The organism is Pseudomonas sp. DTU_2021_1001937_2_SI_NGA_ILE_001, assembly GCF_032463525.1.
Taxonomy (GTDB): domain Bacteria; phylum Pseudomonadota; class Gammaproteobacteria; order Pseudomonadales; family Pseudomonadaceae; genus Aquipseudomonas.
In genome coordinates this window covers 4,382,533-4,409,321 of record NZ_CP135971.1, presented here as the reverse complement: position 1 = coordinate 4,409,321, position 26,789 = coordinate 4,382,533, and the positions used below count along the sequence as shown (strand labels likewise).

Annotated in this window: 26 protein-coding genes; 15 read left to right on the top strand and 11 right to left on the bottom strand. The window is 65.7% G+C overall.

Going from position 1 to position 26,789, the window contains the following annotated elements:
• Positions 1 to 31: 31 nt before the first annotated feature.
• The 4 genes from cobJ to cobG are packed head-to-tail and all read right to left on the bottom strand — an operon-like array spanning position 32 to position 4,420.
• A complete protein-coding gene (cobJ, locus tag RRX38_RS19095) occupies positions 32 to 1,732 on the bottom strand; it encodes a precorrin-3B C(17)-methyltransferase (RefSeq protein ID WP_315960277.1) in 1,701 nt (566 codons plus the stop codon).
• Positions 1,732 to 2,463 carry a precorrin-2 C(20)-methyltransferase gene (locus RRX38_RS19090; RefSeq protein WP_315962708.1) on the bottom strand — a complete coding sequence of 244 codons (732 nt, stop codon included), beginning with the start codon at positions 2,461 to 2,463 and terminating at the stop codon, positions 1,732 to 1,734. Before RRX38_RS19090 ends, cobJ begins: the two co-directional genes overlap by 1 nt.
• Complete coding sequence (locus tag RRX38_RS19085) at positions 2,463 to 3,089, bottom strand: precorrin-8X methylmutase (protein WP_295476610.1); 627 nt, start codon at positions 3,087 to 3,089, stop codon at positions 2,463 to 2,465. Before RRX38_RS19085 ends, RRX38_RS19090 begins: the two co-directional genes overlap by 1 nt.
• Positions 3,086 to 4,420, bottom strand: coding sequence for a precorrin-3B synthase (cobG, locus tag RRX38_RS19080; RefSeq protein WP_315960276.1), 1,335 nt, complete (start codon positions 4,418 to 4,420; stop codon positions 3,086 to 3,088). The genes RRX38_RS19085 and cobG overlap by 4 nt, the downstream gene beginning before the upstream one ends.
• Positions 4,421 to 4,546: 126 nt before the next feature.
• Between cobG and cbiE the strand changes: the two genes are divergently transcribed.
• From cbiE to RRX38_RS19030, 10 genes are all read left to right on the top strand, one after another.
• Entirely contained in the window at positions 4,547 to 5,749 is a 1,203-nt protein-coding gene (gene cbiE, locus RRX38_RS19075; protein WP_315960275.1) for a precorrin-6y C5,15-methyltransferase (decarboxylating) subunit CbiE, read from the top strand.
• Entirely contained in the window at positions 5,749 to 6,837 is a 1,089-nt protein-coding gene (locus RRX38_RS19070; protein WP_315960274.1) for a cobalt-precorrin-5B (C(1))-methyltransferase, read from the top strand. Before cbiE ends, RRX38_RS19070 begins: the two co-directional genes overlap by 1 nt.
• Positions 6,838 to 6,847: 10 nt before the next feature.
• Positions 6,848 to 7,570: a cobalt-precorrin-6A reductase gene (locus RRX38_RS19065; RefSeq protein WP_315960273.1), complete on the top strand. Its 723-nt coding sequence runs from the start codon at positions 6,848 to 6,850 to the stop codon at positions 7,568 to 7,570.
• Between the two features lie 162 nt (positions 7,571 to 7,732).
• Positions 7,733 to 8,110 carry a DUF2946 domain-containing protein gene (locus RRX38_RS19060; protein ID WP_315960272.1) on the top strand — a complete coding sequence of 126 codons (378 nt, stop codon included), beginning with the start codon at positions 7,733 to 7,735 and terminating at the stop codon, positions 8,108 to 8,110.
• Positions 8,111 to 8,151: 41 nt separating this feature from the next.
• Positions 8,152 to 8,613 carry a copper chaperone PCu(A)C gene (locus tag RRX38_RS19055; protein ID WP_315960271.1) on the top strand — a complete coding sequence of 154 codons (462 nt, stop codon included), beginning with the start codon at positions 8,152 to 8,154 and terminating at the stop codon, positions 8,611 to 8,613.
• 11 nt (positions 8,614 to 8,624) lie between these two features.
• Positions 8,625 to 9,071 (top strand): DUF2946 domain-containing protein, encoded by a 447-nt coding sequence (locus RRX38_RS19050; protein ID WP_315960270.1) that lies wholly within the window; start codon positions 8,625 to 8,627, stop codon positions 9,069 to 9,071.
• Between the two features lie 158 nt (positions 9,072 to 9,229).
• Positions 9,230 to 10,597 (top strand): PepSY domain-containing protein, encoded by a 1,368-nt coding sequence (locus RRX38_RS19045; protein ID WP_315960269.1) that lies wholly within the window; start codon positions 9,230 to 9,232, stop codon positions 10,595 to 10,597.
• 367 nt (positions 10,598 to 10,964) lie between these two features.
• Positions 10,965 to 11,387 carry a hypothetical protein gene (locus RRX38_RS19040; protein WP_315960268.1) on the top strand — a complete coding sequence of 141 codons (423 nt, stop codon included), beginning with the start codon at positions 10,965 to 10,967 and terminating at the stop codon, positions 11,385 to 11,387.
• A gap of 77 nt (positions 11,388 to 11,464) precedes the next feature.
• Complete coding sequence (locus RRX38_RS19035) at positions 11,465 to 12,004, top strand: GNAT family N-acetyltransferase (protein WP_295476619.1); 540 nt, start codon at positions 11,465 to 11,467, stop codon at positions 12,002 to 12,004.
• A gap of 12 nt (positions 12,005 to 12,016) precedes the next feature.
• Complete coding sequence (locus RRX38_RS19030) at positions 12,017 to 12,565, top strand: GNAT family N-acetyltransferase (RefSeq protein WP_315960267.1); 549 nt, start codon at positions 12,017 to 12,019, stop codon at positions 12,563 to 12,565.
• Between the two features lie 324 nt (positions 12,566 to 12,889).
• On the opposite strand, the gene cbpA is transcribed toward RRX38_RS19030, so the two are convergent.
• Together cbpA and RRX38_RS19020 are read right to left on the bottom strand one after the other, a co-directional pair.
• A complete protein-coding gene (cbpA, locus tag RRX38_RS19025; protein WP_295476621.1) occupies positions 12,890 to 13,837 on the bottom strand; it encodes a curved DNA-binding protein in 948 nt (315 codons plus the stop codon).
• Positions 13,838 to 13,973: 136 nt separating this feature from the next.
• Positions 13,974 to 15,644 (bottom strand): DUF4153 domain-containing protein, encoded by a 1,671-nt coding sequence (locus RRX38_RS19020; protein WP_315960266.1) that lies wholly within the window; start codon positions 15,642 to 15,644, stop codon positions 13,974 to 13,976.
• A 172-nt stretch (positions 15,645 to 15,816) separates the two neighbouring features.
• Between RRX38_RS19020 and RRX38_RS19015 the strand changes: the two genes are divergently transcribed.
• Complete coding sequence (locus tag RRX38_RS19015) at positions 15,817 to 17,082, top strand: Hsp70 family protein (RefSeq protein ID WP_315960265.1); 1,266 nt, start codon at positions 15,817 to 15,819, stop codon at positions 17,080 to 17,082.
• 93 nt (positions 17,083 to 17,175) lie between these two features.
• Here the strand turns inward: RRX38_RS19015 and RRX38_RS19010 are convergent, their stop codons facing one another.
• The 3 genes from RRX38_RS19010 to RRX38_RS19000 form a co-directional block, all read right to left on the bottom strand.
• Positions 17,176 to 18,186: a hypothetical protein gene (locus RRX38_RS19010; protein WP_315960264.1), complete on the bottom strand. Its 1,011-nt coding sequence runs from the start codon at positions 18,184 to 18,186 to the stop codon at positions 17,176 to 17,178.
• 133 nt (positions 18,187 to 18,319) lie between these two features.
• Positions 18,320 to 18,601: a PsiF family protein gene (locus RRX38_RS19005; protein ID WP_295476625.1), complete on the bottom strand. Its 282-nt coding sequence runs from the start codon at positions 18,599 to 18,601 to the stop codon at positions 18,320 to 18,322.
• 77 nt (positions 18,602 to 18,678) lie between these two features.
• Positions 18,679 to 19,569: an esterase/lipase family protein gene (locus RRX38_RS19000; protein ID WP_295476626.1), complete on the bottom strand. Its 891-nt coding sequence runs from the start codon at positions 19,567 to 19,569 to the stop codon at positions 18,679 to 18,681.
• 179 nt (positions 19,570 to 19,748) lie between these two features.
• Here RRX38_RS19000 and osmE point away from each other — a divergent pair, with 179 nt between their 5' ends.
• Together osmE and RRX38_RS18990 are read left to right on the top strand one after the other, a co-directional pair.
• Complete coding sequence (osmE, locus tag RRX38_RS18995) at positions 19,749 to 20,087, top strand: osmotically-inducible lipoprotein OsmE (RefSeq protein ID WP_315960263.1); 339 nt, start codon at positions 19,749 to 19,751, stop codon at positions 20,085 to 20,087.
• A gap of 350 nt (positions 20,088 to 20,437) precedes the next feature.
• Entirely contained in the window at positions 20,438 to 20,971 is a 534-nt protein-coding gene (locus RRX38_RS18990; protein ID WP_295476657.1) for a bacterioferritin, read from the top strand.
• A 141-nt stretch (positions 20,972 to 21,112) separates the two neighbouring features.
• On the opposite strand, the gene RRX38_RS18985 is transcribed toward RRX38_RS18990, so the two are convergent.
• Positions 21,113 to 23,179, bottom strand: a complete 2,067-nt coding sequence (locus RRX38_RS18985) for an AsmA family protein (protein WP_315960262.1) — start codon at positions 23,177 to 23,179, stop codon at positions 21,113 to 21,115.
• A gap of 163 nt (positions 23,180 to 23,342) precedes the next feature.
• Here RRX38_RS18985 and RRX38_RS18980 point away from each other — a divergent pair, with 163 nt between their 5' ends.
• Together RRX38_RS18980 and RRX38_RS18975 are read left to right on the top strand one after the other, a co-directional pair.
• On the top strand, positions 23,343 to 23,993 hold the full coding sequence (locus RRX38_RS18980) for a TetR family transcriptional regulator (RefSeq protein ID WP_315960260.1): 651 nt from the start codon (positions 23,343 to 23,345) through the stop codon (positions 23,991 to 23,993).
• A 53-nt stretch (positions 23,994 to 24,046) separates the two neighbouring features.
• Complete coding sequence (locus tag RRX38_RS18975; RefSeq protein ID WP_315960259.1) at positions 24,047 to 25,189, top strand: AGE family epimerase/isomerase; 1,143 nt, start codon at positions 24,047 to 24,049, stop codon at positions 25,187 to 25,189.
• Between the two features lie 188 nt (positions 25,190 to 25,377).
• Here RRX38_RS18975 and RRX38_RS18970 read toward each other — a convergent pair whose 3' ends face one another.
• Positions 25,378 to 26,142 carry an SDR family oxidoreductase gene (locus RRX38_RS18970; RefSeq protein ID WP_295476631.1) on the bottom strand — a complete coding sequence of 255 codons (765 nt, stop codon included), beginning with the start codon at positions 26,140 to 26,142 and terminating at the stop codon, positions 25,378 to 25,380.
• Between the last annotated feature and the right edge of the window lie 647 nt (positions 26,143 to 26,789).

Genomic DNA, 26,789 nt, shown 5'->3' with positions numbered 1-26,789 from the left:
GGCCGACCCCGAAGGACCGGCCGCCGAGGGGTCAGGGCTTGCTGCCATACCAGCGCGGGGTATACACCCACTGCCCGCCATCGGCCCGCGGGAAGGTGCAGGTGGTCGACGAGCCGACCAGCACCATGGTGCGCATGTCGACCATTTCCGGCGTCAGCTCGCCGAGGGTCACCACCCGCAGCGCCTGTGCCGGGCGGCCTACGTCGCGGCCCAGGGTGACCGGGGTGTCCGCTGCGCGATGCCGACGCACGATGTCCAGCGCCTGCCCCAGTTGCCAGGGCCGGGCACGGGAGATCGGGTTGTAGAAGGCCAGCACCAGATCGGCCTGCGCCGCCAGGTCAAGGCGTCGCTCGATGATCGACCAGGGCTTGAGGTTGTCCGACAGCGACACCACGCAGAAGTCATGCCCCAGGGGCGCACCGGCCAGTGCCGCCGTGGCCAGGCTGGCAGACACGCCGGGCAGAATCTGCAGCTCGACGCCGCGCCAGTCCTCACGGGCCGGATCGTCGACCACTTCATGCAGCGCTTCGAGCACCGCGGCAGCCATGGCGAACACCCCCGGGTCACCCGAGGACACCATGACCACCGAACGTCCTTGAGCGGCCAGCTCGAAGGCATGCCGCGCGCGCTGCATCTCTTCGCGGTTGTCGGTGTTATGCAGCACCTGATCGTCACGGAACGGGCCGGCCATGCGCACGTAGGTCTCGTAGCCCAGGACGTCGGTGGCACGCGCCAGCTCGGCCTGCACCGCAGGGACCATCAGCTCGCGCGCGCCAGGCCCCAGGCCGATGACCGCCAGCCGCCCACGCGGGCGACCGATGCGCGTCATGTTCAACGGCCGTGCGGCCACCCCGATGGACAGCGGACCGGGCAGCACCTGGAGCGCCAGGCCGGTCTGGGTCAGGCGCGTCGCGCTATCCGACGCCGCCAGATAGCGCACCGGCACCTGCAACTGCGCGGCGGCCTGGTGCACGCGAGAATCGGCCATCTGGGCATCGGCGGCCAGCAGACCGGCCAGGGACGGCTGGGCGATACCGGCCTGACGCAGCACAGCGCGCACCTCGTCGGCCAGCCCGTCGCCCGCCTCGCCAATAGCCACCAGCACGTTGCGCGGGTGGATCAGCAGCTCATCGACCGCCGGCTCACGCAGCGCGTGGCCGACATGGATGGTGCGCCGGGCATCGGTGGCTTGCGGCAACTGCGCCGTACCCAGCCAAGGGGCGTCGCCCTCGATGCGCACGGTCTCGCCGCCCAACAGGTCGGAGACGAAGCGCTTGCCCTGCTCCAGATCAGCCAGTGCGTAACCGGCCGGCGGATTGAGCAGGCAGGTGCCGAAACGCAGCTCGCCGCTGGTGGTGATCGCCGGCGGCACCTGTAATGCACTGGCAATCTCACGGGCCAGCGCGTTGACCCCGGCCAGGCCGCCGAGCAACGGCACCACCGCGCTGCCGTCTTCGGCCACGGCCAGCACCGGCGGCTCGCTGCCTTTTTCCTGCAGCAGCGGCGCCAGGGTGCGGATCACGATGCCCGCCGCGCACAGGGCAATGATCGGTGCGCCGCTCTGGTAGAGCTGGCGCAGCGTGGCGCCGAACTCCGCATAGGCATGATCGGCGCCCTGCACGCGGCCTTCGAGGCCAAGCACCTGGGCGGCAGGCAGTACCTGCTGGATACGCCGGGCGGTGGCCAGGCCGCCGTTGCCGAGGATGACGATGGCCGGAGCGTTGTCAGCCATCAGCCTTGCCACCTTTCGCCCGGCACGATGATCAGCGAGAAGTACGGCGACGACATCGGGTCGACGTCATCCAGCGGCACGATCTTCTGGTTGGCCATGGTCGCCCGCTCAACGTACAGCGCGCGGCCCGCGAGGCCCAGATCGCCGAGCACCTCGCGCACCTTATGGAAGTTGCGCCCCAGTTTCATGATCACCGCCGCGTCGGCGTCGGCCAGCTTGCGCCTGAGTTCCTCGTGGGGCAGCACGCCAGATAGCACCGACAGGCTCTGGTTGCGGTACACCAGCGGCGCGCCAAGCACCGAGGCGCCGCCGAGCATCGAGCACACGCCGGGAATCACTTCGGCCGGGTAGCGCTCAGCCAGGCGGTCGTGCAGGTACATGTAGGAGCCGTAGAAGAACGGGTCGCCTTCGCAGATAACCGCCACGTCACGGCCGGCGTCCAGGTGCGCGGCCACTTCCAGGCTGGCCTGGTCGTAGAAGTCGCTGATCACCTGTTCGTAGGACAGCGGTGCGGGCAGCACCTCGGTGGTCACCGGATAGACCAGCGGCAGCAGGGTCTGCGCCTGCTGCAAGTGGCCCTCGATGATGCCGAAGGCGTTGCCCTTCTTGCCCTTGGCCACAAAATACGCCACCACCGGCGACTCGCGCAGCAGGCGCAGCGCCTTGACGGTGATCAGCTCCGGATCGCCAGGGCCGACGCCCAGGCCGATGAGTTTGCCGCGTGCCTGCATCACTCCACCTCCGTGGCCAGGGCGTTGACCGCCGCCACCGCCATGGCGCTGCCGCCACGCCGGCCCTGGACGATCACATAGGGCACGCCACGGCTGTCGGCGGCGAGCATGTCCTTGGACTCGGCGGCGCCGACGAAGCCCACCGGGAAGCCGATGATCAGCGCCGGCTTGGGGGCGCCGGCATCGAGCATCTCCAGCAGGTAGAACAGCGCGGTCGGCGCATTGCCGATCACCACCACGCTGCCTTCCAGGTGCTCGCGCCAGTGTTCCAGGGCGACCGCCGAGCGGGTGTTACCCAGGCTCTTGGCCAGCTCCGGCACGCCTTCGTCGTGCAGGGTGCAGATGATCGGGTTGCTGGCCGGCAGGCGAGCACGGGTGATGCCCTCGGAGACCATTCGCGCATCGCAGAGAATCGGTGCGCCCGCCGCCAGGGCCTGGCGCCCGGCGGTGCCGGCGCCCGGGGAGAAACGCAGGTCGTCGACCACATCGACCATGCCGCAGGCATGAATCACCCGCACGGCGAGTTTTTCCAGGTCGGCGGGGATGGTCTCCAGCCGCGCTTCGGCGCGGATGATCGCGAAGGAGTTGCGATAAATCTCCTGACCATCGCGGATGTAATCAATCATGCAGTGTGGCTCCGTGAGTCGACGGCCAGGTGTGCGCCGACGGCGTCAATAGTGAGGTCGCGAGCGCGCAGCACACCGAAGCCCGGGTGCTGCGCATCACGCTGGTAAAGATCGTAACGGCCGGGCGCCACCGCCAGCAGGGTGAACGGCGCCACATGGGCAGCCGCGCAGGAGCGCTTGCAGCCGGTGAGGTGGGCGCTGACACCACCGGGCAGCCGCTCGGCCAGGCGCACGGCATCGGCCTTGGTGTCGGCCAGCCCCTTGGCGCAACCCTGGGCGCCGCTGCAGGCGGTCAGACGCGCCAGCGCCTGGTCAGGTGAAACCAGCAGGCCCAGCGCCTGCAGCGCCTCCAGCAGCGCCTGGCCACGTTCGGCAGGCACGTTGGGCAACAGCAGGCTCTGCCAGGGCGTCAGGTGCAGCTGGCCGTCGCCGTACTGCACCGCCAATCGCGCCACCTGGCGCAAGGTGGTGCTGGTCAGCCGCCCGAGCGGCGCGGCGGCGCCCACCGCCACGCACCCGGCCTGCGCCTGTGGATAAAGCCCCAGGTGGCGGTAATCCTGGTTCGTCGCAGGCTTCTGCCAGCCTTCGACTGCCTCCAGCGGCACCGGAATGCGAGCCCGCAACTGCGCCAGGAAAGCCGCCGCCGGCAGGTCGCTCAACAACTGGCGCATACGCGCCTGCTCGGGGCTGGCCAGGTCGAGGAACAGCTCCAGCACCGCCAGCACCAGTGCATGGCCCTGCTCGACCGGCACCGCCGCCAGCGGCGCATCGAAGGCCGGGCAACCGGCCAGGCCGAACGCCAGCCAGGTTTGCCCGTCGCGCTGCAGGGCCGACAACCACAGGTCATGAGGGTGTTCACGCATCGCCAGGCCTTCGCCGCCATCCAGGCACACGGCGAACTTCGGCGAAAGCTGATGCAGCCGCGGGCGCTGCTCCAGCGAAGTGAGGATCTGCGCCGCCAGCGGCCGGGTGTCGAGCAGCATGTCGCGGTCCAGCCCCGCGCTGGGGCTGAGCATCAGGTTGCGCACATCGTCGCTGGCCGGATTGCCAGGGCCCAGGCCGGCGCCCAGCAGGTCGGCGACCAGCGCCTGATGATCGCCATGGATGCCGCGAATCTGCAGGTTGCTGCGGTTGGTGAGTTCGATCACTCCGCCGGCATGCGTCTCGGCCGCTGCGGCCACCGCCAGGGCCTGCTCGGCGCTCAGTACCCCACCGGCCAGCTTGACCCGGCAGATTCCGCCATCGCGCGCCGCGACGATACGCAACAACCCCGGACAGGCCGAGGGACGGGGCGTAGCGAAGGATGGGCGAGCGGACTGCGGCTCGTTCAAGGGATCACCGATGCGGACAGACTGAAGACAGCGCGGGAGCATTGTTCCCGTCGGGCGCGGTATTATGCCTGCTTTGGCGGCAGGCATGAAAAACGCTCTGTCGGATGTTCGGATCGAGGAATGTAAATGGCTGCGTGGCTGACCGTCGTGGGCATCGGAGAAGACGGCTACAAGGGCCTGGGCCGCAATGCCCGGCATGCCCTGCTCAATGCCGCCGAAGTGTTCGGCAGCACCCGCCAGCTCGCCCTGCTGCCGCCGTGCATCGCCGCGCAGCGCCATCCCTGGCCCAGTCCCTTTTCGCTCAATGCGGTCCTGGAACGCCGTGGCCAGCCGGTGTGCGTGCTGGCCAGCGGCGACCCGATGCTCTACGGCGTCGGCGTAAGCCTGTCGCGGCTGGTGGAGCACAGCGAGATGCTCGTGCTGCCAGCGCCCTCCTCCTATTCCCTGGCGGCGGCACGCATGGGCTGGGCCCTGCAGGATGTGGTCACCCTGTCGGTGGTGGCTCGCCCGCTGGCGGCGGTCAACGCGCACCTGCACCACGGCCTGCGCCTGCTGGTGCTGAGCAACGACGGCAGCAGCCCGGCTGCCCTGGCCGCGTTGCTGCGCGAGCGCGGCTTCGGGCCGAGCCGGATGACCGTGCTGGAACACCTGGGCGGCCCGGCGGAACGCCGCGTCGAAGGCCTGGCTGGCGACTGGCAGAACCCGGACATCGCCGCGCTGAATCTGGTGGCCATCGACTGCCGCATCGCCCCCGACACCCTGCGCCTGAGCCCATTGGCCGGCCTGCCGGACCAGGCCTTCGAGCATGACGGCCAGCTCACCAAGCGCGACGTACGCGCAGTGACCCTGGCCCGCCTGGCGCCGCTGCCCGGCGAACTGCTCTGGGACGTCGGCGCTGGCTGCGGTTCCATCGGCATCGAATGGATGCGCGCGCATCCCAGCTGCCGGGCCATCGCCATCGAGGCCGATGAAGGCCGCCAGGCGCTGATCGAAGGCAATCGCGACCGCCTCGGCGTACCGGGCCTGCAACTGGTACGCGGCGCGGCCCCCGAGGCCCTGGCCGGCCTGGAGCGCCCGGATGCGATTTTCATCGGTGGCGGCGTGACCCGCCCTGGCGTACTGGAAACCTGCTGGGAGCAGTTGCGTACCGGTGGGCGCCTGGTCGCCAACGCCGTGACCCTGCAAAGCGAAATGGCCCTGCTGAACTGGCGCGAGCGCCACGGCGGCGAACTGACCCGTCTGCACGTGGCGCATGCACGGCCGCTGGGGGAGTTCGACACCTGGCGCCAGGCCCTGCCCATCACCCTGCTGGAGGCGGTCAAACCCTGATGCGCGAAGAAACCGCCGAGCAACCCGCCCCGCTGCGCACCGGCCTGACCACCGGCAGCTGCGCCACGGCCACCAGCCTGGCGGCGGCACGCCTGCTGCTCGGCGGGCCGGCGTGCGATGCGGTGCAGATCACCCTGCCCAAGGGCAAGCAGGTGCAGATGCGCCTGGAGTTCTGCCGGTTGCTGGAGGGCGGCGCCGAAGCCGGCACCCTCAAGGATGGCGGTGACGACCCGGACGTGACCCACGGCGCGCTGGTGTTCGCCCAGGTGCGGCTGACCGGCGAGCCGGGCGTGCGCTTTGTCGCCGGCCCTGGCGTGGGCACGGTGACCCGCCCCGGCCTGGTGCTGGGCGTGGGCGAGCCGGCGATCAACCCGGTGCCACGCCGCATGATGACCGAACACCTGCAGCAACTGGCCGCCGAAACCGGCCACGCCGGCGGTTTCGAAGTGACCATTGGCGTGCAGGGCGGTGAGGCGCTGGCGCTGAAGACCATGAATCCGCGCCTGGGCATTCTCGGCGGCCTGTCGATTCTGGGCACCAGCGGCATCGTCCGGCCCTTTTCCTGCGCGGCCTACATCGCCTCCATTCACCAAGGCATCGATGTTGCCGCTACCAATGGCTACCTGCATATCGCGGCCTGTACCGGCAACGCCAGCGAAGACACCATGCGCAGGGTTTACGGCATTCCCGACATCGCGCTGATCGAAATGGGCGACTTCGCCGGTGCGGTACTCAAGCATCTGCGCAAGGTGCCTGTGCAGAAGCTGAGCCTGTGCGGCGGCTTTGGCAAAATCAGCAAACTGGCCGCCGGACATATGGACCTGCACAGCCGGCATTCGAGCATCGATCTGCCGCAGCTGGCGCGCTGGGCCGCCGAGGTCGGCGCCAGTGACGACCTGCAACAGCAGATCATCGCCGCCAATACCAGCCAGCAGGCTCTGGCCCTGAGCCATGCGGCGGCCGTGCCGCTTGGCGATGTGGTGTGCCGCCACGCCCTGGCCTTCGCCCGCAGCGTAGTGCCCGCCAGCGTCGAGGTGGAAGTCTTCGCCATCGACCGTCAGGGCGGCATCGTCGGCCACGCCACATGAGAATCTCCAGATGAAACGCATCCTGCTGCTCGGTGGCGTCGCCGACGCCCTGGCCATCGCCCGGACCCTGGGTCCTGAGCACCTCTACAGCCTGGCCGGCGTCGGCCGTGTGCCGACCGACCTGCCCTGCCAGGTGCGGGTCGGCGGCTACGGCGGCGCCGAAGGGCTGGCGGCGTTCATACGCGAACAGGGCATCGGCCTGCTGCTGGACGCTACCCATCCTTACGCAGCGCAAATGAGCCGCAACGCCGCCCAGGCGGCAACGCTGACCGGCATCCCCTGCTGGGCGCTGCGCCGCCCGGCTTGGCAACCTGGCGCGAATGACGACTGGCGCGAGGTGGACGGCTGGGCCGAATTGAGCGCCGCCCTGGCGCCTTTCAAGCGCCCGCTGTTCACCCTGGGCCGCGAACCCTTGCAGCACCTGGACGAAATCCCTGCTGGGCAGTTCTGGACCCTGCGCGCCCTGGACAGCGCGCCCGGTAACGCCCGCTGCGAGATCATCGCCGCGCGCGGGCCGTTCAAGCTCGAAGATGAACGCCGGCTGTTCGCCGAGCGCGACATCGACGTGCTGATCAGCAAGAACAGCGGCAGCGCGTCCACCGAGCCCAAACTGCAGGTAGCCCGCGAACGCGGCATCCCCGTGCTGATCCTCAAACGCCCGGCCCTGCCACCGGTGGATCGTGAACTGGGCAGCGTCAGTGAAGTGCTGGCGGCCTTGGCGGCATTGACCTGACCTGCGTTGGGCCTGCTGATAGGGCTTTGGCTGTGACGGCCCTTCGCGACTGGAACCACGTCCAAGGGCCGTGACGCGACACAAGGTCGCGCCCGATGCTTTTACTTCCTGCCCCCGTTCAGGCTAAATGAGTCGCTTACCCGCCCACCCACGGAACCTGCCATGTCTGCACGCCGCACGACGACAGCCTGGATCGCCTGCTTCGCGCTGCTGTTCAGCCTGCTGGCCATGCCCCTGGCGCCCAATGCGCCGCGCGGCGTGGATGTGTCGTTGTTGCTGGGTGGTTTCTGTGGCGCCAATGCGCAACTGGCCGCGCTGTCGCTGGGCGATCATGGCCAGCCGCAAAAGGACCCGCACAGTGGCATGCAGCATTGCCTGTGCTGCAGCGGCGGGCTGACGGTGATGCTCCCGGCGGGACTGCCTGCCGGGCTGTTCGCCTGGCAGCCGCCGGTACGGCTACCCGCCTACCTGCTGCCCACCCCTCAAGCGCCGCATCTGCAATGGCCGGCGGCCAATCCGAGGGCTTCTCCACACGTCTGAGGGTCTGCACGCCATATCCCACGACTCACTGGAGAACGTCCATGCTCAAGAAAGCTCTGCTGCTGGCCGCCCTGCTGTTGCCCGCGGCCTTCGCCCATGCCCACGAATACAAGGCTGGCAGCCTGATGATCGGCCACCCCTGGTCGATGCAGCTGCCACCCAACGCACCCACCGTGGCCGCCTACTTCACCCTCGATAACAAAGGCCCTGAAGCCGACCGCCTGCTGTCTGCCGACAGCCCCATCGCCGGTCAGGCGCAGCTGCACCAGCACGTGCAGGCCGGCGACCTGATGAAAATGCAACCGGTGCCGAGCGTCGAGATTCCCGCCGGTGGCCAGGTGCTGTTCGCGCCTTCCAGCTACCATGTGATGCTGCTGGACATCAAGGATCGCTCGCAGCTGAGCGAAGGCCAGCGCTTCCCCCTGACCCTGCATTTCGAGAAGGCCGGTGCCGTCGAAGTCCAGGTGCAGGTCCAGAAACAGGCCACTGAACACGTACACTGAGCCAGCCACGCATGAACGCCTTGCCGCGTCGCCATGCCAGCCGGTCTGCGCCCCCCGGGCGCGGCACCTGGCTGGCGCTGTTCGCGATGATGATGATCTTCATCGGCCCGCTGATTTCTCAGTCGATGCCGATGGAGCATCACACTGGCATGCGCCTGCCCGCCGCTCACCACGCCAGTGCCTCCATGGCCCATGCGCCTGGCGGCCATCATTCGCTGCAGGCCGAGCCAGCCACCGCGGCGCACGCGGCGCCCATGGACCACGCGCTGTGGGCCAAGTGTGGCTATTGCACGCTGCTGTTCGGCTGCCCCGCGCTGCCGCAGATGCTGACCCTGCTGGCCGCCACCCCACCCAAGCCTTCGGAGTTCTACGCGGCGCTGACCCGCGAAGGGCATGCGCGACGCACCGTCTTCCTGCACGCCCAGAGCCGCGCCCCGCCTTTCCGGCAGCTGTCCTGAAATGACCGCGCAGCCTGAAGTGCTGCGCCCATGAGACTGTCTTCTGGAACGCACCATGAACCGTTGCAATGCTACGTGTGCGCACGCCTGGGCCAAGAGGCGCCTGCGCGTGCCCGGCCTGTCGGTGGCCTCCCACTCATCCGCCGAGGTGCACAGCCATGAAAAAAGCTGAGCCCTCTTTCTACAACCTGGCCTGGCGCTGGCATTTCTACGCCGGGCTGTTCGTCGCGCCGTTCATGATCCTGCTGGCCCTCACCGGGATCATCTACCTGTTCAAGCCGCAGCTCGACAACCTGATGTACCGCGACTTCCTCCACGTGCAACCCGGCACGCAGCGCATCAGCGCCGACATGCAGCAGCATGAGGTGCTGATGGGCTGGCCCGGTGCGAAAGTGAGCAAGTACTTTCCACCGGTGGACGCCGAAGGCAGCGCGCAGTTCGTGCTCAATTACCAGGGCCGCGACCTCAACGTGTTCATCGATCCCTACCGGGGCAATATCCTCGGCGTGCAGGATGCGAAGAACAACCTGCAGGCCATCGCCCGGGGCCTGCACGCCGAACTGCTGATCGGTACGCCCGGCGACCGGCTCATCGAACTGGCCGCCGGCTGGGGTGTGGTGCTGGTGGTATCGGGGCTGTACCTGTGGTGGCCGCGCGGGCGCAACCCGGCCGGGGTGTTGTGGCCCCGGCTGTCGCGGCGCGGTCGGGTGCTATGGCGTGACCTGCATGCGGTGAGCGGCTTCTGGGGCTCGCTGCTGCTGTTGTTCATGCTGCTCAGCGGCATGACCTGGACCGGCTTCTGGGGCAAGCAATATGCCGAGGTCTGGAACAGCTTCCCGGCGGCGATGTGGACCGACGTGCCGCAGTCCAAACGCCTGGCCGGCGAGCTGAACACGGCCACGCAACAGACCGTGCCCTGGGCGGTGGAGAACACCCCGCTGCCGGTGTCCGGCGGCGAACATGCCGAGCACATGCAGCACCACGGTGCTTCCAGCGGCCCCGCCGACCCGCGGGTGAGCTTGCAGGATGTGGTGGATATCGCCACCCGTTACCAGATCGAACCCGGCTACAGCATCAGCGCGCCGAAGACCGCCGAGGGCGTGTACACGGTGTCGGTGTTCGCCGATGACCCGCGCAACGACGCCACCCTGCATATCGACCAGTACAGCGGCAAGGTGCTGGCCCAGGTGGGCTGGGAGCATTACGGCCTGGTATCGCGGGCTACCGAGCTGGGCGTGATGCTGCATGAAGGCAAGTTCTTCGGCTGGCTCAACCAGCTGCTGATGCTGCTGGTGTGCCTGATGATCCTGCTCGGTTCGGTCAGCGCCCTGGTGATCTGGTGGAAGCGCCGCCCGCAAGGTGGCCTGGGCGTGCCGCCGCTGCGCCACGACCTGCCACGCTGGAAAACCGCCATCGCCGTGATGCTGGTCCTGGGTGCGCTGTTTCCGCTGGTAGGCATTTCGATGCTGCTGATTTGGGCGCTGGACAACCTGGTGGTGCGCAGCCGGATGGCACTCGCCAACTGATCGCAAAGCGCCGGAATACCGGCCGTCCGGCGCGACCGCCATTTGTGCAAATAGTTGCTACAAGCTTTGCCAAATGCCCCGCAGAAGCTTAAATTGCCGAAGCGGGGTCCGAAGACGGCGAGCGGTTTTGTGATGAATTCCTCACTCGACATGCTTCGGACCCCGCTCTGTTTTCATGCAGAAACCGCCACCTTTGCATAACACCTTGTTTCAACAACGATATTCCCCGCCCCATAGAAAAATCCCGCAACCAAATACCCCGCTACATGCCTTGAAGCCTCGCACACCGCCTCTATAGTCCTGCGCTCGTTGGCCGCTCTGTGCTGCCGGCCATTCCATGCCCATTGACCCACAGGCAGAGATCACCATGCGCAAAATACTCGCTACCGGCCTGGTACTCCTTTCCTTGCAGGCCACCGCCAGCCCACCGCCTTTTACCGGCCCCGACTACAGCGGTCGCTACCAATGCAGTGGTCACGATAGCCACGGGGGCGACTTCCAGGGGATCATCGAGTTCAAGCTGGAGGCAGCGCAGAGCACTGGAACACATGGTGCGTATACCTTCAGCATGACCCTGGCGGACCAAAGCCGCTACACCGGCTTCGCCGCCTCTGCGCCGAAGGCCCTGGCGCTTTACTTCGCCCATGACGACCCCAAGCTGCAGGACCACGGTGTCGGCATCGCCGAAGTCGAGACTGACCAGGATGGGCGGCACCGCTTGAGCAAGTACTACTACACCCCTCACCTGGCCGGCGGCGGCCATGGCCTGGAGCAGTGCCAGGCGCTATGACCTTGGCCAGGCACGACTGCCCGCTTGCCAGCAGGCAGTCGACCACGCCAGACTGCGGCTCTCACTGGAGCCTCTTGATGACCATCCTGATTCGCGACGCCCTGCCTGCCGACCTGCCCGGCATCCTCGACATCTACAACGACGCGGTACTCAACACCACCGCCATTTGGAACGAGCAGCCCGTTGATCTGGACAACCGCCAGGCCTGGTTCTATGCCCGCCAGGCCCAGGGCTACCCGATCCTAGTGGCCCTCGATCCGCTCGGCGAGGTGGTGGGGTATTCGTCATTCGGCGACTGGCGGCCCTTCGAAGGCTTCCGGCATACCGTGGAACATTCGGTCTACGTGCGTGCCGACCAGCGTGGCAAAGGTCTTGGCCCGCAGTTGATGACCGCGCTGATCGAGCGCGCACGGGCCTGTGGCAAACACATCATGGTGGCCGCCGTGGAAAGCGGCAACGCCGCGTCCGTGGCCCTGCACCAGCGCCTCGGCTTCGCGATTACCGGGCAGATGCCGCAAGTGGGCACCAAGTTCGGCCGCTGGCTGGACCTGACCTTCCTGCAACTGGACCTCACGCCGGGCGCCAGCGCCCCGGCCTCCCAAGCACCACGGCGTTGAACGGAACAGCCCATGGCCCAAGCCCGGATGCAGCGCATCACCCTGCAAGAGCTGCCGCACTATCGAGAAGGCTTGGCCGCGCTGCTGGGCGATGCCGTAGCGCACGGAGCCTCGGTGGGTTTCATGGCCGATCTGGACGACGCCCAGGCACTGGCCTGGGTCGATGGCCTGCAGGCTGACCTGAATAACGACAGCCTGCTGATCTGGGTCATCATCGACGACGCGCAGCAGGTACTGGCCAGCGTGCAGCTGTCGCTGTGTCAGAAGCCCAATGGCCAGAACCGTGCCGAGGTGCAGAAGCTGATGGTGCTGCACCGCGCCCGTCAACAGGGCTTGGGCAGGCAGTTGATGGCGGCGGTGGAGCAGCAGGCCCGGCAACGCCAGCGCGGCCTGCTGTACCTGGACACCGAAGCGCAATCCCCCGCCGAAAGCTTCTATCGGGCGCTGGGCTACCACCGTGTCGGCGAAATCCCCGACTACTGCGCCAGCCCCGATGGCCGCTTGAGCGCCACGGCGCTGTACTACAAGCAGCTGCCCATGGACCCGATAGAGGGCCAGTAACGAGCTTGGCCGCAATACGGGTCAATTAGAACGGGTAGCGGCTTCAGCCGCGAAGCGACCGCCTGTTCACAACAGATGCGCTGAATTTTCTGGTGCTTTCGCGGCTAAAGCCGCTCCCACCGGGCCACATGCCGCTTAAGCGAACAGTATTGCGGCTAAAGCCAATACTGGTCAGTTAGACCGGGTAGGAGCGGCTTCAGCCGCGAAGCGACCGCCTGTTCACAACAGATGCGCTGAATTTTCTGGTGCTTTCGCGGCTAAAGCCGCTCCCACCGGGCCACATGTCGCTTAAGCGAACAGTATTGCGGCTGAAATACGCCTGGCCTAACGGCCCCAACCACTGCGCGGATCGAAGCCGGCCTTGTCGGCCAGTTTCTGCCACAAGGCCCGGCTGGCTTCATCGTTCTGGGTGGGCATGACCACTTTCAATTGGGCATAGAGATCGCCGCGCTGGCCCTGTTTGTCCTGCAAGCCGTTGCCCTTGACTCGCAAGCGCTGGCCGTTCTGGCTGTCCGGGCGGATGGTCAGGTTGATGCGCCCGGTCAGGGTCGGCACCGCGACCTTGGTCCCCAGCGCCAGCTCCCAGGGTGCCAGCGGCACCTGGATCACCAGGTCGTTACCCTCGACCTCGAACAACGGGTGCGGCGCCAGGCGCAGGGTCAGGTAGAGGTCGCCGTTCTCGCCACCGGCCACTCCCGGCGCGCCCTGGCCCTTGAGGCGGATGCGCTCGCCGTCGGCGACGCCAGCGGGAATCTTCACGTTGAGGGTCTTGGTGATGTCGGCCATGCGCTGACCGTTGGCGCTGTGCTGCGGCACCCGGTAGCTGACCTTCTTGGACTCACCCGACAGGCTTTCTTCAAGGAAGATCGCCAGCTCCATGTCGACGTCCTGGCCCTTGCGCCCCTGGGCCCTGGGACGGCCACCCTGGCCGCCGCGGTTGCCGAAGATAGAGCTGAAGAACTCGGAAAAATCGGTGGTATCGCCGCCGAAACCACCCGCGCTGCCGCCACTGCGGCTTTGCCAGCCGGGCGGGGCCTGGAACGGGCGACCCTGGCGACCGTACTTGCGCAACTCGTCGTATTCGGCACGCTTTTCAGGACTGCCCAGCACTTCGTAGGCCTCGTTGGCCTCCTTGAACCTGTCTTCAGCCCCGGCTTCCTTGCTTACGTCGGGATGATACTTGCGGGCCAGCTTGCGGTACGCGGCCTTGATCGCCTTGTCGTCCGCCGTCGGCGCCACGCCGAGTATCTTGTAATAGTCTTTGAAATCCATCGAACACTCACCCGTTACCGGTTAGCCGACCGCTGCGCAGGAACCTGCCTGTCAGACACTGACATCCGCAACGGCTCAAAGTCGCAGAGTGTATCGGCAAACAGCCCTGCTTGAGCACTTGGCTGGCGTGCTTTATTCATTTTCCACCCCAGTCGATTTCCACCGGAATGAACACCTGCCCGTCGATTTCGACGCTGCGCCAGCGCGGCGCCCTGATTGTGGCCTTGCCGGCGCGGATCTGCTCGGCCAGTTTCTCGGGGACGATACTGCCCTCCATGTACCCCACCTTGCGCCAGTGCCCGTCCTCGTGGTGGAACAGCTGTATTTGCGGCCAGCCGGAGGAGAAGCTCAGCACCTCATCCTGCCCATCACCGTCGAGGTCCACTGCCCACAGGTAGCACGCCTGGCGATTGCAGTCGGTGCCTTGCAGCTCGGGGTCGCTGAACTGCTCGGCGTCGCGGGCCTTGCCGGTAAGCCAGATCAGGTTGGCTGGCGCGGCTGGCTCGGGCTGCGCCCAGCTGCCGTTGTCGCGCGTCGCTTGCAGGCGAGCCCTCAGGCCCTGGCGCGTGGCGACGCTGAACTGCTCCAGGCTGTCGACCTGTTCCAGCAACTGGTCAAGGGCCCGGCGCCCCGGCGTGCCCAGGTCCCAGTACAGCACGGAGGCGTCGAAGGTCTCGGGCGGGGTGCGCCCGTCGAGCAGACGCTGCACCTGGTTGCGCGCACTGAGCTGCTCGAAATTCAGCCAGGGGGTATTGATGGCCACCAGCACCGCGCACAGCAGCAGCGCGATGATCGGGTTGCTGACCCGCAGACTGGCCAGCCATGGCCCGCCACGACGCAGCACGGCGCAGAGCAGGGCCAGGCCGTGCACAGCCATTACCAGGGCGGCCAGCAGGCCCGTGCAACGCGCCGGCGTCAGGCCGTACTGGTCGATGCGCAGCCATACCGACCAGGCCGCCAGGGCGGCGAGCACCGGCAGGCAGCACAGCGCGGCGTCGAGCAGCCACAGCAAGGGCCGGTTATAGGGCCGCAGCTGCTGGCCGTCCTGGTACACACCATTGACCAGGTACAGCATCACCACCGCCAGGCCGACCAGGATGCGCGTGGCGTAGCCGGTCTTCCACACCGGCTCCAGGCCGGTGAACGGCAAGGCCAGAGTGAACAGCACGACGATCAGCGCCGCCAGGGGGGCCAGGAAGCGGCACAGGCTGAGCAGGATGCCGCGCAGCAGGCCGATGACACGCTCGTTCTGGCACCCCATGCGCATGCCCAGGGAGCCCACCACGGGCAGGCTCAATGCCAGGAAGTAGCGGTTATCGACCAGCCAGTCGAAGGCGCGGATACCGAGCATCTGGAACAGCTTGGCGCACAGCACCAGCAGCAGCCAGAACAGCAGGGTCAGCAGCAGGGCCAGGGCGATGATGAAGGCGTTGTTCCAGCCATGCTGGAACAGCGCGGTGTAGGGCACCCGCCCACCTTGCCGCGCGGTGCCGCTGACGATGAAGGCGGTGACGATGTACCCCAGTATCACCATGCTGACGGCCCAGTTATCGCTCGACCAGCCCGGCGAGTCGATGCTCGTCACCCAGGCGGTGATGACCGCCAGCACCATGGCCAGCCAGGTCATGCCCAGCCACAGCACGCGGTCGCGTGGCCAACCGCCGAGCAACTGCAGGTTCACGCCCAGGGCCGCGCCGACCAGCGCGGGTACCGGCGTGTCCAGCAGCAGGGCGAGGAGGATCAGCCCTCCTTGCAGCAGCCCGATCAACACATAGAACGGCAGGGTCCCTCGTTCGCTAACCGGCATTGCATTTCCTCATCCATAGCGTTTGCGCCGCGCAGTGTAGAGTCGGCGCGGCATAGGACAACAGCCCCGCCGGTTGGATCGGCCACGCGTCGAAGATCGCAAAACAGCCCTACGCAATCGCGGAACACTGACATACACTGCGCGGCCGTTTTTTCCCAGGAGGCGCACGCCCATGACTGATCAATCACCGGCCCGTGCCTGCGGCATCGACTTCGGCACCTCCAACTCCACCGTGGGCTGGTTGCGCCCGGGCATGGAAACCCTGATCGCACTGGAAGACGACAAGATCACCCTGCCCTCGGTGGTGTTCTTCAACATCGAAGAACGCCGCCCGGTGTTCGGCCGCCTGGCGCTGCACGAATACCTCGAAGGCTACGAAGGGCGGCTGATGCGCTCGCTCAAGAGCCTGCTGGGCTCCAAGCTGATCAAGCACGACACCAGCGTGCTGGGTACGGCCATGCCGTTCACCGACCTGCTGGGGCTGTTCATCGGCGAACTGAAGAAACGCGCCGAGCGCACTGCCGGTCGTGAATTCGAACAGGTGGTGCTGGGCCGCCCGGTGCACTTCGTCGACGACGACGCAGCCGCCGACCAGGAGGCCGAAGACACCCTGGCCGAGGTCGCGCGCAAGATCGGCTTCAAGGACGTGTCGTTCCAGTTCGAGCCCATCGCCGCGGCCTTCGACTACGAGTCGGGCATCACCCAGGAAGAGCTGGTGCTGATCGTCGACATTGGCGGCGGTACCTCGGACTTCTCGCTGGTGCGCCTGTCGCCGGAGCGCCGCACCCGTGACGAGCGCCAGGATGACATCCTCGCCACCGGCGGCGTGCACATCGGCGGTACCGACTTCGACAAGCAACTGAGCCTGCAGGGCGTGATGCCGCTGTTCGGCCATGGCAGCCGGATGAAGAGCGGCGCCTTCATGCCTACCAGCCACCACATCAACCTGGCCACCTGGCACACCATCAACTCGGTGTATTCGCAGAAATCCAAGCTGGCCTTGGGCAGCATGCGCTACGACATCGAGGACACCCAGGGCATCGACCGGCTGTTCAAGCTCATCGAGCAGCGCGCCGGGCACTGGCTGGCCATGGAAGTGGAAGCCAGCAAGATCGAACTGAGCCATGCCGACAGCCGTCATGTGGCGATGCAGCGCATCGAGCCGGGCCTGGGCGTGGACCTGACCCGCGCACTGTTCGAGGCGGCCATCGAAGCGCAACTGGAACAGGTGCGTGGCAGCGTCAGCGCCTTGCTTGAAAAGGCCGGGGTGGGCGTCGAGCAGGTCAGCACGGTGTTCTTCACCGGCGGTTCCAGCGGCATCCCGGCGCTGCGCCATAGCGTGTCGCAGATGCTGCCCAACGCCCGACATGTAGAAGGCGACATCTTCGGCGGCATCGGCAGTGGCCTGGCCATCGAAGCGCGCAAGCGCTACGGCTGAAGGTGGTAGGCTGCAAGAACGGCTTCAGGCGCGAAGAGCTTCCCGTCTGAAGCCGGTCCTACACGTTGTCAGCCGCAGCAGGCCGGTGTGCGCTCAGACCAGCCCAGCCTGGCGCAGCTCGCTCTTGAGGTAGGCGTAATACACCGGCCCGGCCACCACGCCGGGCAGGCCGAAGGCCGCTTCGAACAGCAGCATGGCCAGCAGCAGCTCCCAGGACTTGGCACTGATCTGCCCACCGACGATGCGCGCGTTGAGGAAATACTCGACCTTGTGGATGACGATCAGGTAGCCGAGCGCCGCCACCGCCACCCACAGCGACACCGACAGGCCGACGATGAAGATCAGGGTGTTGGACATCAGGTTGCCGACCACCGGCAACAGCCCCAGCACGAAGGTCATGAAGATCAGCGTCTTGGTCAGTGGCAGGTGAATGCCGGCCAGCGGCAGCACCACGGCCAGGAAGATCGAGGTCAAGGCGGTGTTGAGCAGCGAGATCTTGATCTGCGCGAAGACGATGTTGCGAAACGCCTGGCTGAGCAGGTAGAGACGATCGAACAGCGCAGCGGCCAGCGGTTTGCGGCTGCTGACGTCGCTGATGCGCTGCAGGGCGATGATTGCGCCCAGCACCATGCCGATCAGCATGGTCACGAACATGTGCGCGGCGCCCTTGCCGATCAGCTGCAGCTCTTCGATGTGCTTTTGCAGCCACACCACCAGTGAGGCCCGGAACTCGCTGGCACTGGCCGGCAGGTAGGATTCGATGAACGGCGGCAGTTGCCCGCGGGCCCGGTCTACCAGGGTCATGAACTTGCCCAGTGATGCGCCAGGATTCTCCGCCTCGTGCAGGATGAAGCTGAAGCCACCGGCGAACAGCAGCGCCAACAGACTCACTACCAGAGTGCCGAGCAACGCCACCGCCAGCCAGCGCGCGCGCTCGCCGGAAATCAGTCCTTGCAGCCTGGGGGTGAGCATGTTCACCAGCTCGAACACCAACAACCCGCATAAAAGACTGGGCAGCAACCTGAAGGGCAGAACCAGCAACAAGCCACCGAACATGATGACCCAGCTGGCCAAGAACACCTGACGCGACGAAAACGTTGGCATGGCGCCTCTTATCGACAACACGGACAGGAGGGCAGTCTGCCAGCCTTCGCCAGCGAGAGCCAGCCACTGCCGCATGCCAGGGCCCTGGCGCGCCCGTCATGCACAGCGCGCCGGGCCGGTCAGCGGCAGGGGCTCACTTCTTCCTGAGGCAATCGCTCATGAAGCGTTGCCGGGGTTCGCCCTTGAGTGCCTGGGCACTGGCGCTGGCATTGCACAGGGTCATCCGTTCCTGTGGGGTGGCGGGTGAGGCCTTGAGGCAGGCACTCATGAAGGCCTTGCGCTGGTCGCCCTGCAAGGCACGGGTACTGGCCTGACTGTTACAACTGGCCATTTTCTCCTGCTGAGGATTGGCCGCCGGTGTCGGGGCAGACACCAGGCAGCCAAGGAGTACCAACGGAACATGCAGCCTGTTCATTGTTCGACTCTCCTGAACGCCGATAGCAGAAAATACCGCCTGTTCAGTCTAGCCAGCCGCACCGCCCGCCCTCGGCCCTACAGACCGGCGGCCTTCAGCCGCGCCGCATGTTCGAGGAACAGTTGCACCGGCCTGGCCCCCTTGCCCACCAGGCCGATCATCTGGTTGACGCTGTCGAAGTGGTCCAGCGGGAAGTCGTCGCCAATCACCTTGCCCAGCCGCGAACTGAAGCGCCCGACCATACCGTCGCACTGGCCACGCTCCTTGATGAAGGTGCGGGCGAACAGCCGGCAGACAATGTTCGAACCGTCGATCAGATTCAGCCCGCGATTGGTCCGTCCGGGGGTGAGGATGCCCGACCAGGAGTAGTAGCGCACGCCGTCGACCAGTTCTTCGCCGTCGCCACCCCAGGTGGCCGGCAGCCCCTGTGGATAACGGCGGTTGAACAGCGCCACGCCGGTGGTGGTCAGCGACTGGTGCGAAGCGGTGATATCGGTGGGCAGGCGCGGGCCACGGTAGCCGGTCTCGAAAATGCGGATCAGCCAGTCCATCAGGCCGATGATCGCGTTGACCACCCGCCCGCCCGGCGTGCCTGCCGGGAAGCGTCGTTCGAGAAAGTCCGCCAGCTCCGAACCATGGTTGGGCCCGGCCACCGAGGTCACAGAGGCCACCAGGTCGGGGCGCCGCGCGGCCACGTAGCGCACGGTCAGCGCGCCCTGGCTGTGGCCGATCAGGTTGACCTTGCTGGCCCCGGTGTCGCGCATCACCTGCTCGATGACCAGCAACAGCTGCTCGCCGCGGATCTCCGTGGAATTGACGCCCGAGACCATCACCGGAAATACCCTGGCGCCGCCGCGTTCCAAGGGTTTGACGACACCGAACCAGTAGGGGTAGATCAGCACCCTGACAAAGCCCAACAGGCCGGGAACCAGTAACAGCGGATAACGCGTGGCGTACTCTTGTGTCATGGGACTCTCCTGTCCTGAACCTTGATGGATTCAGCCTAGCGGCGTTTATCCGGACCAGCGGCGGAACGCGACCAACAAGCACTCATGCCTACTGGCCATATCCGATAGAACTCTGGCCGTAGGCCATTGCTCCAAGCCATAACGGGCCGGCATCGGCTCTGTCATATGGAGAGACAGCGATGTACAAGAAAATCTTCGCAGCGAGCGCGGTGCTGGCCACTCTGGTCGGCTGCGGCAGCACCACCGTGCAGAACCCCGTGGACTACGTCACCTATCGCGACCAGCCGCTGGTCAAGCAGGTTGAAAACGGCATGACCCGTCAGCAGGTGCTGACCATTGGAGGCGAGCCGTCCTCCACCGTGCAGCGCAAGGTCAGCCCAGGCACCTGCAACAACTATGTGCTGAACAAGGATGGCCACCAGCAGGTGTATCACGTGAGCTTCAACAGCGATGGCCGCGTGGTGAACAAGGGCTTCATGACCTGCGAACAACGCGAGCAGAACGAACGGGCCATGTAAGGCCGGCAAAGGCAGGACAAAAAGCCCGGTGCAGCGATTGCACCGGGCTTTTGCGTATTCAGAACACCAGTTTGAACAGGGCAATGACCACGATCAGACCGATCAGAAAGATGATACCGACAGTACCGCCAAGGAACTTGAGCATCGTGCTTCTCCATGCAGGGGGTTCAAGGTTGTGACCCCGCGACTCGGCAGTCGTTTCGAGAATTTTGCACCCGATCGAGTGGATCGAATCCGATAAAACTTTTTCGCCCTTGTATCACTCACACCTTGTAACGACTTCGCCGACAGCGGCTGCATCAGAGCGGAGCGTATTCCCTGATTAGCCTAGGAGATCCCCGATGAACAGCATGAACCAAGCCCCTACCCTGTCTGACGTCAGCAGCCTGCGCCAGCGGGCCCGCCAGAATGTCGAGAACGGAGCGGTCACCGAAGGCTACAGCGCCGACCGTGAAACCATCCTGCGCCTGCTTAACGAGTCGCTGGCCACCGAACTGGTCTGCGTGCTGCGCTACAAACGCCACTACTTCATGGCCACCGGCCTGAAAGCCAGCGTAGCCGCCGCCGAATTCCTCGAACACGCCCAGCAGGAAGCCGAACACGCCGACAAACTGGCCGAGCGCATCGTGCAGCTGGGCGGCGAGCCGGAGTTCAACCCCGATACCCTGTCGAAAAATGCCCATGCCCAATACGTGGCTGGCAGCACCCTGAAGGAAATGGTCTACGAAGACCTGGTGGCCGAGCGCATCGCGGTGGACAGCTATCGCGAGATCATCCAGTACATCGGTGAGTCCGACCCGACCACCCGACGCATCTTCGAAGACATCCTGGCCCAGGAAGAAGAGCACGCTGACGACATGGCCGACATTCTCGGCGACCTGTGATTCCCAGCTCGAAAAAACGGCCCTCCGTTCGCGGATGGGCCGTTTTTTTATGTCTGCCGTATACGGCGGATCAACACCTGAGCGGCTCGAGCAGCGAAAAGCCTCGCGGCTGAAGCCACTCCTACCGGGTATTCTGCCGGATCACTTCACCGTTTTTGGCAGCTTGCCGGCCTTGAGCCTTTCCAGCAGCGGCGTGCACTGATCCGGGGTGTTGTCACCGGTGGCGACCAGTGCCAGCAGCCCGGCTGCCGGGCCGGCGACCACGCCCAAGGCGACCATGCCGGCGCCACGCAGCAGCAGCGGGCCGGCCTGGACACCGGCATTGGGTTTGGCGAACGGGCCGTTGACGTACAGCGGCGAGCGCAGCGAGAAGACCCGGAAGCCCTTGGACTCGGGGTTGATCTTCAGGTCCAGTTGCTCGGTCTTGAAGTTGGCCGTGCCGTCGATGTAGATGATCGCATTCTCGGTATCGAAGACGAACGCCCGGGTACTGGCCAGGCCGTCCTTGATGCCCAGGTCCGACACCGCGCAGTTGATCTTCACTTCCTTGTCGCCGAACAGTTCGCTGACCACATAGTTACCGACGTTGAGCCCGGCGATTTCCATCAGCCCGCGGCTGACCGCGCCGTCGTTGATCAGCATGCGCAGATCACCGTCGGCCGTGCCCAGCAGGGCCGCGATCGAATTGCCTCGCCCGCGGATGTCGGCATCGCCATTGAGTTCGCCGAAGCTGGTCTTCATCGGCTCGAAGGTCGGGAACAGCTGCTTGAGCTTGAAGCCCCGTGCCGACAGTTTGGCGCGCCCTTGCAAGGGCTGGCTGCGCCCGTCGAGACGGATATCGGCGTCCAGCTGCCCTCCCGCCACACCGAAACGCAGCGGCTGCAGGCTCAACTGCCCGTCATCGAGCAGCACGTGGGTGTACAGGTCGCTGAAGGGCAGGTCCTGGGTCTGCACGATGCGCTTGCCAGTGAACTCCACATCGGCGTCCATGGCCCGCCAGCGATCGGTGGCGAAGGTTTCCACCGGCAGCACCTTGCCCGCTGGCTGCTTGCTCTCGCCGCCGCGCTTCTTCTGCGCAGCGTTGGAGTCGGCACCGATCAGCGGCGCCAGATCGGTGAACAGCAACTGGTCGGAGACCAGCTTGCCGGTGAGCTTGGGCCGCGGCTGGCCGGCGACGAAACCCAGGTCGCCGTGGATGTCGCTCTTGCCGATACGGCCATTGAAGCCCTCGTAGCGGAAACGGGCACCTTGCGGCTCCTTGAGCTGGACGATCAGGCGGCCATCGGTGGAATAGGCCCCGGAGTCCGGCAGGGTGACGCCGGTCAGCGGGTAGAGGTCGCTGAGGCTGGCGCCGGAGAGCTTCAGGCGCAGGTCCAGCGCGCCGAGGTTCTGCGGATCGGTCAAGGTCCCGGCCACCACGATGTGCGTGGCTCCGGCCTTGACGTCGGCCTGCACCGGAAACGGCTGACGTGCGTCCTTGAGCGCCAGCAACCCGCCGGCCTTGCCGTCACCCGACACGGGCAGGCCGCGATATTCACCTTTGGCGGTCAGGCCGAAGGCGTAGTCCTGGGCCGCTGCGCCCTTGTCGGCGACTTTCTTGGCTTCGGCGCCGCCAACGATATCGCTGAACGGGATGGGTTTGCCCAGTGGCGTGATGACCAGCTCCAGACGGGTTCTCAACGTCTGGTCGTCGATCCTCACCAGCCCCTTGTCGAAGCGGATCGAGCCGATGTCCAGCTGCCAGGCCGAGGGTTCGGCATTCGGGTCGCTGGCCGGCAGGTCGAAGACCCAGTTGGCGCGCCCATCGGCCAGGCGCTCCAGGCGGGCATCCGGGCCAGTCAGTTCGATGCTCGGGATCACCACGCGCTGGGCCAACAGCGGCAGTGGCGAAAGGGTGAAGTTGACCTGCTGAAGGGTGACCATCTGCGGCTGTTTCGACCATTCCGGGTTGCCCAGGGTCAGGTCCTGGGCCTGGAAGTGCGGCCAAGGCAGCCAGGCACGCCAGCCGCCTTCATCGGGCTCGCGTTGCCAGTGCACGCTGAGGTCGCCGTTGATGGCGAAGGGGCGGTGCAAGGCATCGCTGACTTTTTCATTGAGAAAGGGCTTGAGACGGTTCCAGTCGAAGGTGGCGATGACCACGACCAGAATGGCCAACAAGGCGACCAGGGTAGCGCCTGTCCAGGCGAGGATCTTGCGGCTGCGCGTCATTGCACGACTCTCCAGAATCAGCGCGCCGGCCAGGGCCGCGCTGCATACGACATATCACTTGGACTGGTAAAAGCCAGCATGGTTTGACTCGATTGCGAATCGACTTGCCACGCGAGCACTCGTGTTAGAGTGCCGCGCAGTTTATCCCTGTAATGGTCCACCGATGTCCCCCCGCGCCGAACAGAAGCAACAGACCCGCCGCGCACTCATGGAGGCCGCGCACTGCCTCATGGAGAGCGGGCGAGGCTTCGCCAGCCTTAGCCTGCGGGAAGTGTCGCGCACGGCGGGTATCGTGCCCACCGGTTTCTACCGGCATTTCGACGACATGGACCAGCTGGGCCTGGCGCTGGTCGTGGAAGTCGGCCAGACCTTCCGCGAAACCATCCGCCTGGTGCGTCACAACGAGATGGAAGGCGGCGGGCTGATCGAAGCCTCGGTCCGCATCTTCCTCGAGGGTGTGGCCGCCCACCGTCCGCAGTTCCTGTTCCTGGCCCGCGAACAGTACGGTGGTTCACGACTGGTGCGTCAGGCCTTGGGCACGCTGCGCGAAGACATCGCCGCCGACCTGGTCACCGATCTGCGGCAGATGCCCAAGTGGCAGCACCTCGATACGGCCTCCCTGGCGATCATCGCCGACCTGGTGGTCAAGAGTGTGTTCGCCATGCTGCCCGAACTCATCGACCCGCCCGCTGCCCCCCTGGCGGAGCACCTCACGCCCCAGGCGAAGATCACTCAGCAGCTGCGCTTCATCTTCATGGGCGCACGGCACTGGCGCGGGCTGACCGTCAGCGAGCCGCAATCCCCCGCGCCGTAAGCCGCCGCGCCTGTTACCATGGCGCGCATCCGATCCCGCCGTGATGCCCGCCGATGCCCCACGCCCCCAGCTCCGTCCCCTCGCCCGCACTGACCTCTCTCGTGGCGGCCCTGCAGCAGCACTTTGTCCAGGTCATCGTGCCAATGTGGCAAGGCCCTGGCTGGAACGCCGCCATGGCCCTGCCCTTCGAGGCCCTGGACGGCAGCCATCAGCCCTTGCCGCCGCAACGCTATCGGGCGATGGCCTGTGCCCGTCAGCTGTTCGTGTTTTCCAGCCTGATCGGCGACCCACGCGTCCCCGGCGCCGAGCAACGCGCGCATGCGCTGTTTCGCTCCCTGCAACGGCACTTCCACGATGCCGAGCATGGCGGCTGGTTCTACAGCATCGACGCCCAGGGCGCACCGCTGGACCGGCGCAAGGACCTCTACACCCATGCCTTTATCATCTTCGCCTGCGCCCACTACTGGCACCGCACCCGCGAGCCATTGGCGGAACCGGCGCTGGATGCGGCGCTGAGCGTGGTGCGTGAACGCTTCAGCGATGGCCGCGGGCTGTATGAGGCCTGCCTGGGCGAAGACTGGTCGACGCTGGGCAGCGGCCCGCTGCAGAACCCGCTGATGCACCTGGCCGAAGCCTTTCTCGCCACCTTGCAGGTACGCCCCGACCCGCAGACCACCCAGGCCCTGGACGGTCTGCTGGAGCATATGCACAGGCGCTTCGTCGACCCGGACACCGGGCTGCTGATGGAGAAACCGCTGGGTTCTGTGGATAACTGGTATGAGCCGGGCCACCAGTTCGAATGGTTCTTCCTGCTGCATTCCACGCCGACCCTGCATGGCCGGCCGTTGCACGCAGCGCTGCAAAGGGCCTTCCCGCTGGCCCAGGCACAGGGCGTGGATGCGCCAAGCGGCGCGGTGGGCGCCACGCTGCGCGGCGATGGCAAGATGCTCGACGCCACGCGGCGAATCTGGGCCCAGGCCGAGTACCTGCGCGCCCTGGCCCTGCGTGACGAACCGGCACAACTGCTCAGCCAGGCCCAGGCCCTGCACGACCAGTTCCTGCATGCCCAGGGCTGGCATGAATGCCTGAATGCCGAGGGGGCAGTCAGCCGAAGCGACATGCCGTCCACAACGCCCTACCACCTCGCCACCTGCTACCTGGGGCTGGAGCAGTACCTGCAGAACCGCATCGTCTGAAGCGATAAGGGTAAAAGCGCTCCAAGCCGCGACAAGCTTCCTGGCTGCAGCCTATTAGAGGCGCGCCCTGGCGTTTGTTGGCGCGAGCTTGCTCGCGAAGAGCGCCGACAACGTCAGCGCATCTGCTGTGAGCTTGAGGCAGCCATCGCGAGCAAGCTCGCCAACGCTCTGATCGAACGATATCGGCTTCAGCCGCGATTGCGGTCGATGGCGAAACCGGCCCAGGTCTGGCTGACCGGCATCAGTTCCAGGCTGTTGATATTCACATGGGCCGGGGTGTTCATGATCCAGAACACCGTGTCGGCGATGTCCTGTGGCTGGATAGGTTCGGCACCGGCATAGGTGGCGTCGTACTTGGCCTGGTCGCCGCCGAAGCGCACCAGCGAAAACTCGCTTTCGCACAGGCCCGGTTCCAGGTTGGTGACCCGTACGCCGGTGCCGACCAGGTCATTACGCAGGTTCAGCGAGAACTGCCCGACGAACGCCTTGGTGCCGCCATATACGTTGCCACCCGGATACGGGTAGTTGCCGGCCACCGAGCCGAGGTTGACGATGCTCGCCCCGCGACCGTGGGCAATCAGACGCGGCAGCAACAGGCGGGTGCTGTAGACCAGGCCCTTGATGTTGGTGTCGATCATGGTGTCCCAGTCGTCCAGGTCGCACTTGGGCGCGGGCTCCAGGCCCAGGGCCAGCCCGGCGTTGTTGATCAGGCCACGAATGCTGGAGAACTCTTCGGGCAGGCCGGCGATGGCCTTTTCCATGGCCTTGCGGTCACGCACATCGAGTTCCAGGGTCAGCACCCGGGTCTGGGCCGACAGCTCGGCCTGCAGGGCGTCCAGGCGCTCCTTGCGACGGCCGGTGAGAATCAGCGACCAGCCTGCTTCGGCAAAACGGCGGGCACAGGCTTCGCCGAACCCGGAAGTGGCACCGGTGATGAATACAGTGGAAGTCATTTGGGTCTCCTGACATGGCGCATGCGCGCGGCCTGTTGATAAGTGCGCCGCGACAGTCAGCCCGGCACACAAGAGCGGCAGAATGCCCCCGCTGAGGGCGCTGGATCAAGCCTGGAAGGTCGAATGCAATGCCCAGAGCATTCTGTACAAAAAACGATCAGAACGACCAAGACCTTGATTTACCTGGCCTTCAGCCGGTTTTACGCACCTTATCCACAACCCGGCCCACAATCTCTGGGGGCAACTCCCTGGGTTGGAAAGCCCGTGTTCCGGGGCCTGCGGCCGCAAAACGAAAGTATTTTGCTTGACTTGTCTGATGTCTTGTTCAGGCGCGTCAGCCCCGAAAAGTCCCCGAGGTCGCTGCAGCCCCGTCATTTAAATGCATTGCGAGGTCTTTCCAACGTTTCCCCACAGACTTATCCACAGGATGGTTCGCCACCTGAACTGTATTAATGAACAGTATCCAGCACATTGACAAACGCCACGAAGAGGCGGCCAAAAACCCCTGAGCATTTTTTAACCACCGCCTTACAAGCCTTGAATATAAAGGCGTGCAGCTAAATGCCACCAAGTTATCAACAGCGCATTCCACAGTAATCCTGAACAAGTCAAACGCATGACAAAAGCGTCGATTACAGCGGCCAGAC

Bases quoted from the DNA above. Each gene is read 5' to 3' on its own strand.
- cobJ (WP_315960277.1), bottom strand. From the start codon at position 1,732: ATGGCTGACAACGCTCCGGCCATCGTCATCCTCGGCAACGGCGGCCTG.
- RRX38_RS19090 (WP_315962708.1), bottom strand. From the start codon at position 2,463: ATGCAGGCACGCGGCAAACTCATCGGCCTGGGCGTCGGCCCTGGCGAT.
- RRX38_RS19085 (WP_295476610.1), bottom strand. From the start codon at position 3,089: ATGATTGATTACATCCGCGATGGTCAGGAGATTTATCGCAACTCCTTC.
- cbiE (WP_315960275.1), top strand. From the start codon at position 4,547: ATGGCTGCGTGGCTGACCGTCGTGGGCATCGGAGAAGACGGCTACAAG.
- RRX38_RS19070 (WP_315960274.1), top strand. From the start codon at position 5,749: ATGCGCGAAGAAACCGCCGAGCAACCCGCCCCGCTGCGCACCGGCCTG.
- RRX38_RS19065 (WP_315960273.1), top strand. From the start codon at position 6,848: ATGAAACGCATCCTGCTGCTCGGTGGCGTCGCCGACGCCCTGGCCATC.
- RRX38_RS19060 (WP_315960272.1), top strand. From the start codon at position 7,733: ATGTCTGCACGCCGCACGACGACAGCCTGGATCGCCTGCTTCGCGCTG.
- RRX38_RS19055 (WP_315960271.1), top strand. From the start codon at position 8,152: ATGCTCAAGAAAGCTCTGCTGCTGGCCGCCCTGCTGTTGCCCGCGGCC.
- RRX38_RS19050 (WP_315960270.1), top strand. From the start codon at position 8,625: ATGAACGCCTTGCCGCGTCGCCATGCCAGCCGGTCTGCGCCCCCCGGG.
- RRX38_RS19045 (WP_315960269.1), top strand. From the start codon at position 9,230: ATGAAAAAAGCTGAGCCCTCTTTCTACAACCTGGCCTGGCGCTGGCAT.
- RRX38_RS19040 (WP_315960268.1), top strand. From the start codon at position 10,965: ATGCGCAAAATACTCGCTACCGGCCTGGTACTCCTTTCCTTGCAGGCC.
- RRX38_RS19035 (WP_295476619.1), top strand. From the start codon at position 11,465: ATGACCATCCTGATTCGCGACGCCCTGCCTGCCGACCTGCCCGGCATC.
- RRX38_RS19030 (WP_315960267.1), top strand. From the start codon at position 12,017: ATGGCCCAAGCCCGGATGCAGCGCATCACCCTGCAAGAGCTGCCGCAC.
- cbpA (WP_295476621.1), bottom strand. From the start codon at position 13,837: ATGGATTTCAAAGACTATTACAAGATACTCGGCGTGGCGCCGACGGCG.
- RRX38_RS19020 (WP_315960266.1), bottom strand. From the start codon at position 15,644: ATGCCGGTTAGCGAACGAGGGACCCTGCCGTTCTATGTGTTGATCGGG.
- RRX38_RS19015 (WP_315960265.1), top strand. From the start codon at position 15,817: ATGACTGATCAATCACCGGCCCGTGCCTGCGGCATCGACTTCGGCACC.
- RRX38_RS19010 (WP_315960264.1), bottom strand. From the start codon at position 18,186: ATGCCAACGTTTTCGTCGCGTCAGGTGTTCTTGGCCAGCTGGGTCATC.
- RRX38_RS19005 (WP_295476625.1), bottom strand. From the start codon at position 18,601: ATGAACAGGCTGCATGTTCCGTTGGTACTCCTTGGCTGCCTGGTGTCT.
- RRX38_RS19000 (WP_295476626.1), bottom strand. From the start codon at position 19,569: ATGACACAAGAGTACGCCACGCGTTATCCGCTGTTACTGGTTCCCGGC.
- osmE (WP_315960263.1), top strand. From the start codon at position 19,749: ATGTACAAGAAAATCTTCGCAGCGAGCGCGGTGCTGGCCACTCTGGTC.
- RRX38_RS18990 (WP_295476657.1), top strand. From the start codon at position 20,438: ATGAACCAAGCCCCTACCCTGTCTGACGTCAGCAGCCTGCGCCAGCGG.
- RRX38_RS18985 (WP_315960262.1), bottom strand. From the start codon at position 23,179: ATGACGCGCAGCCGCAAGATCCTCGCCTGGACAGGCGCTACCCTGGTC.
- RRX38_RS18980 (WP_315960260.1), top strand. From the start codon at position 23,343: ATGTCCCCCCGCGCCGAACAGAAGCAACAGACCCGCCGCGCACTCATG.
- RRX38_RS18975 (WP_315960259.1), top strand. From the start codon at position 24,047: ATGCCCCACGCCCCCAGCTCCGTCCCCTCGCCCGCACTGACCTCTCTC.
- RRX38_RS18970 (WP_295476631.1), bottom strand. From the start codon at position 26,142: ATGACTTCCACTGTATTCATCACCGGTGCCACTTCCGGGTTCGGCGAA.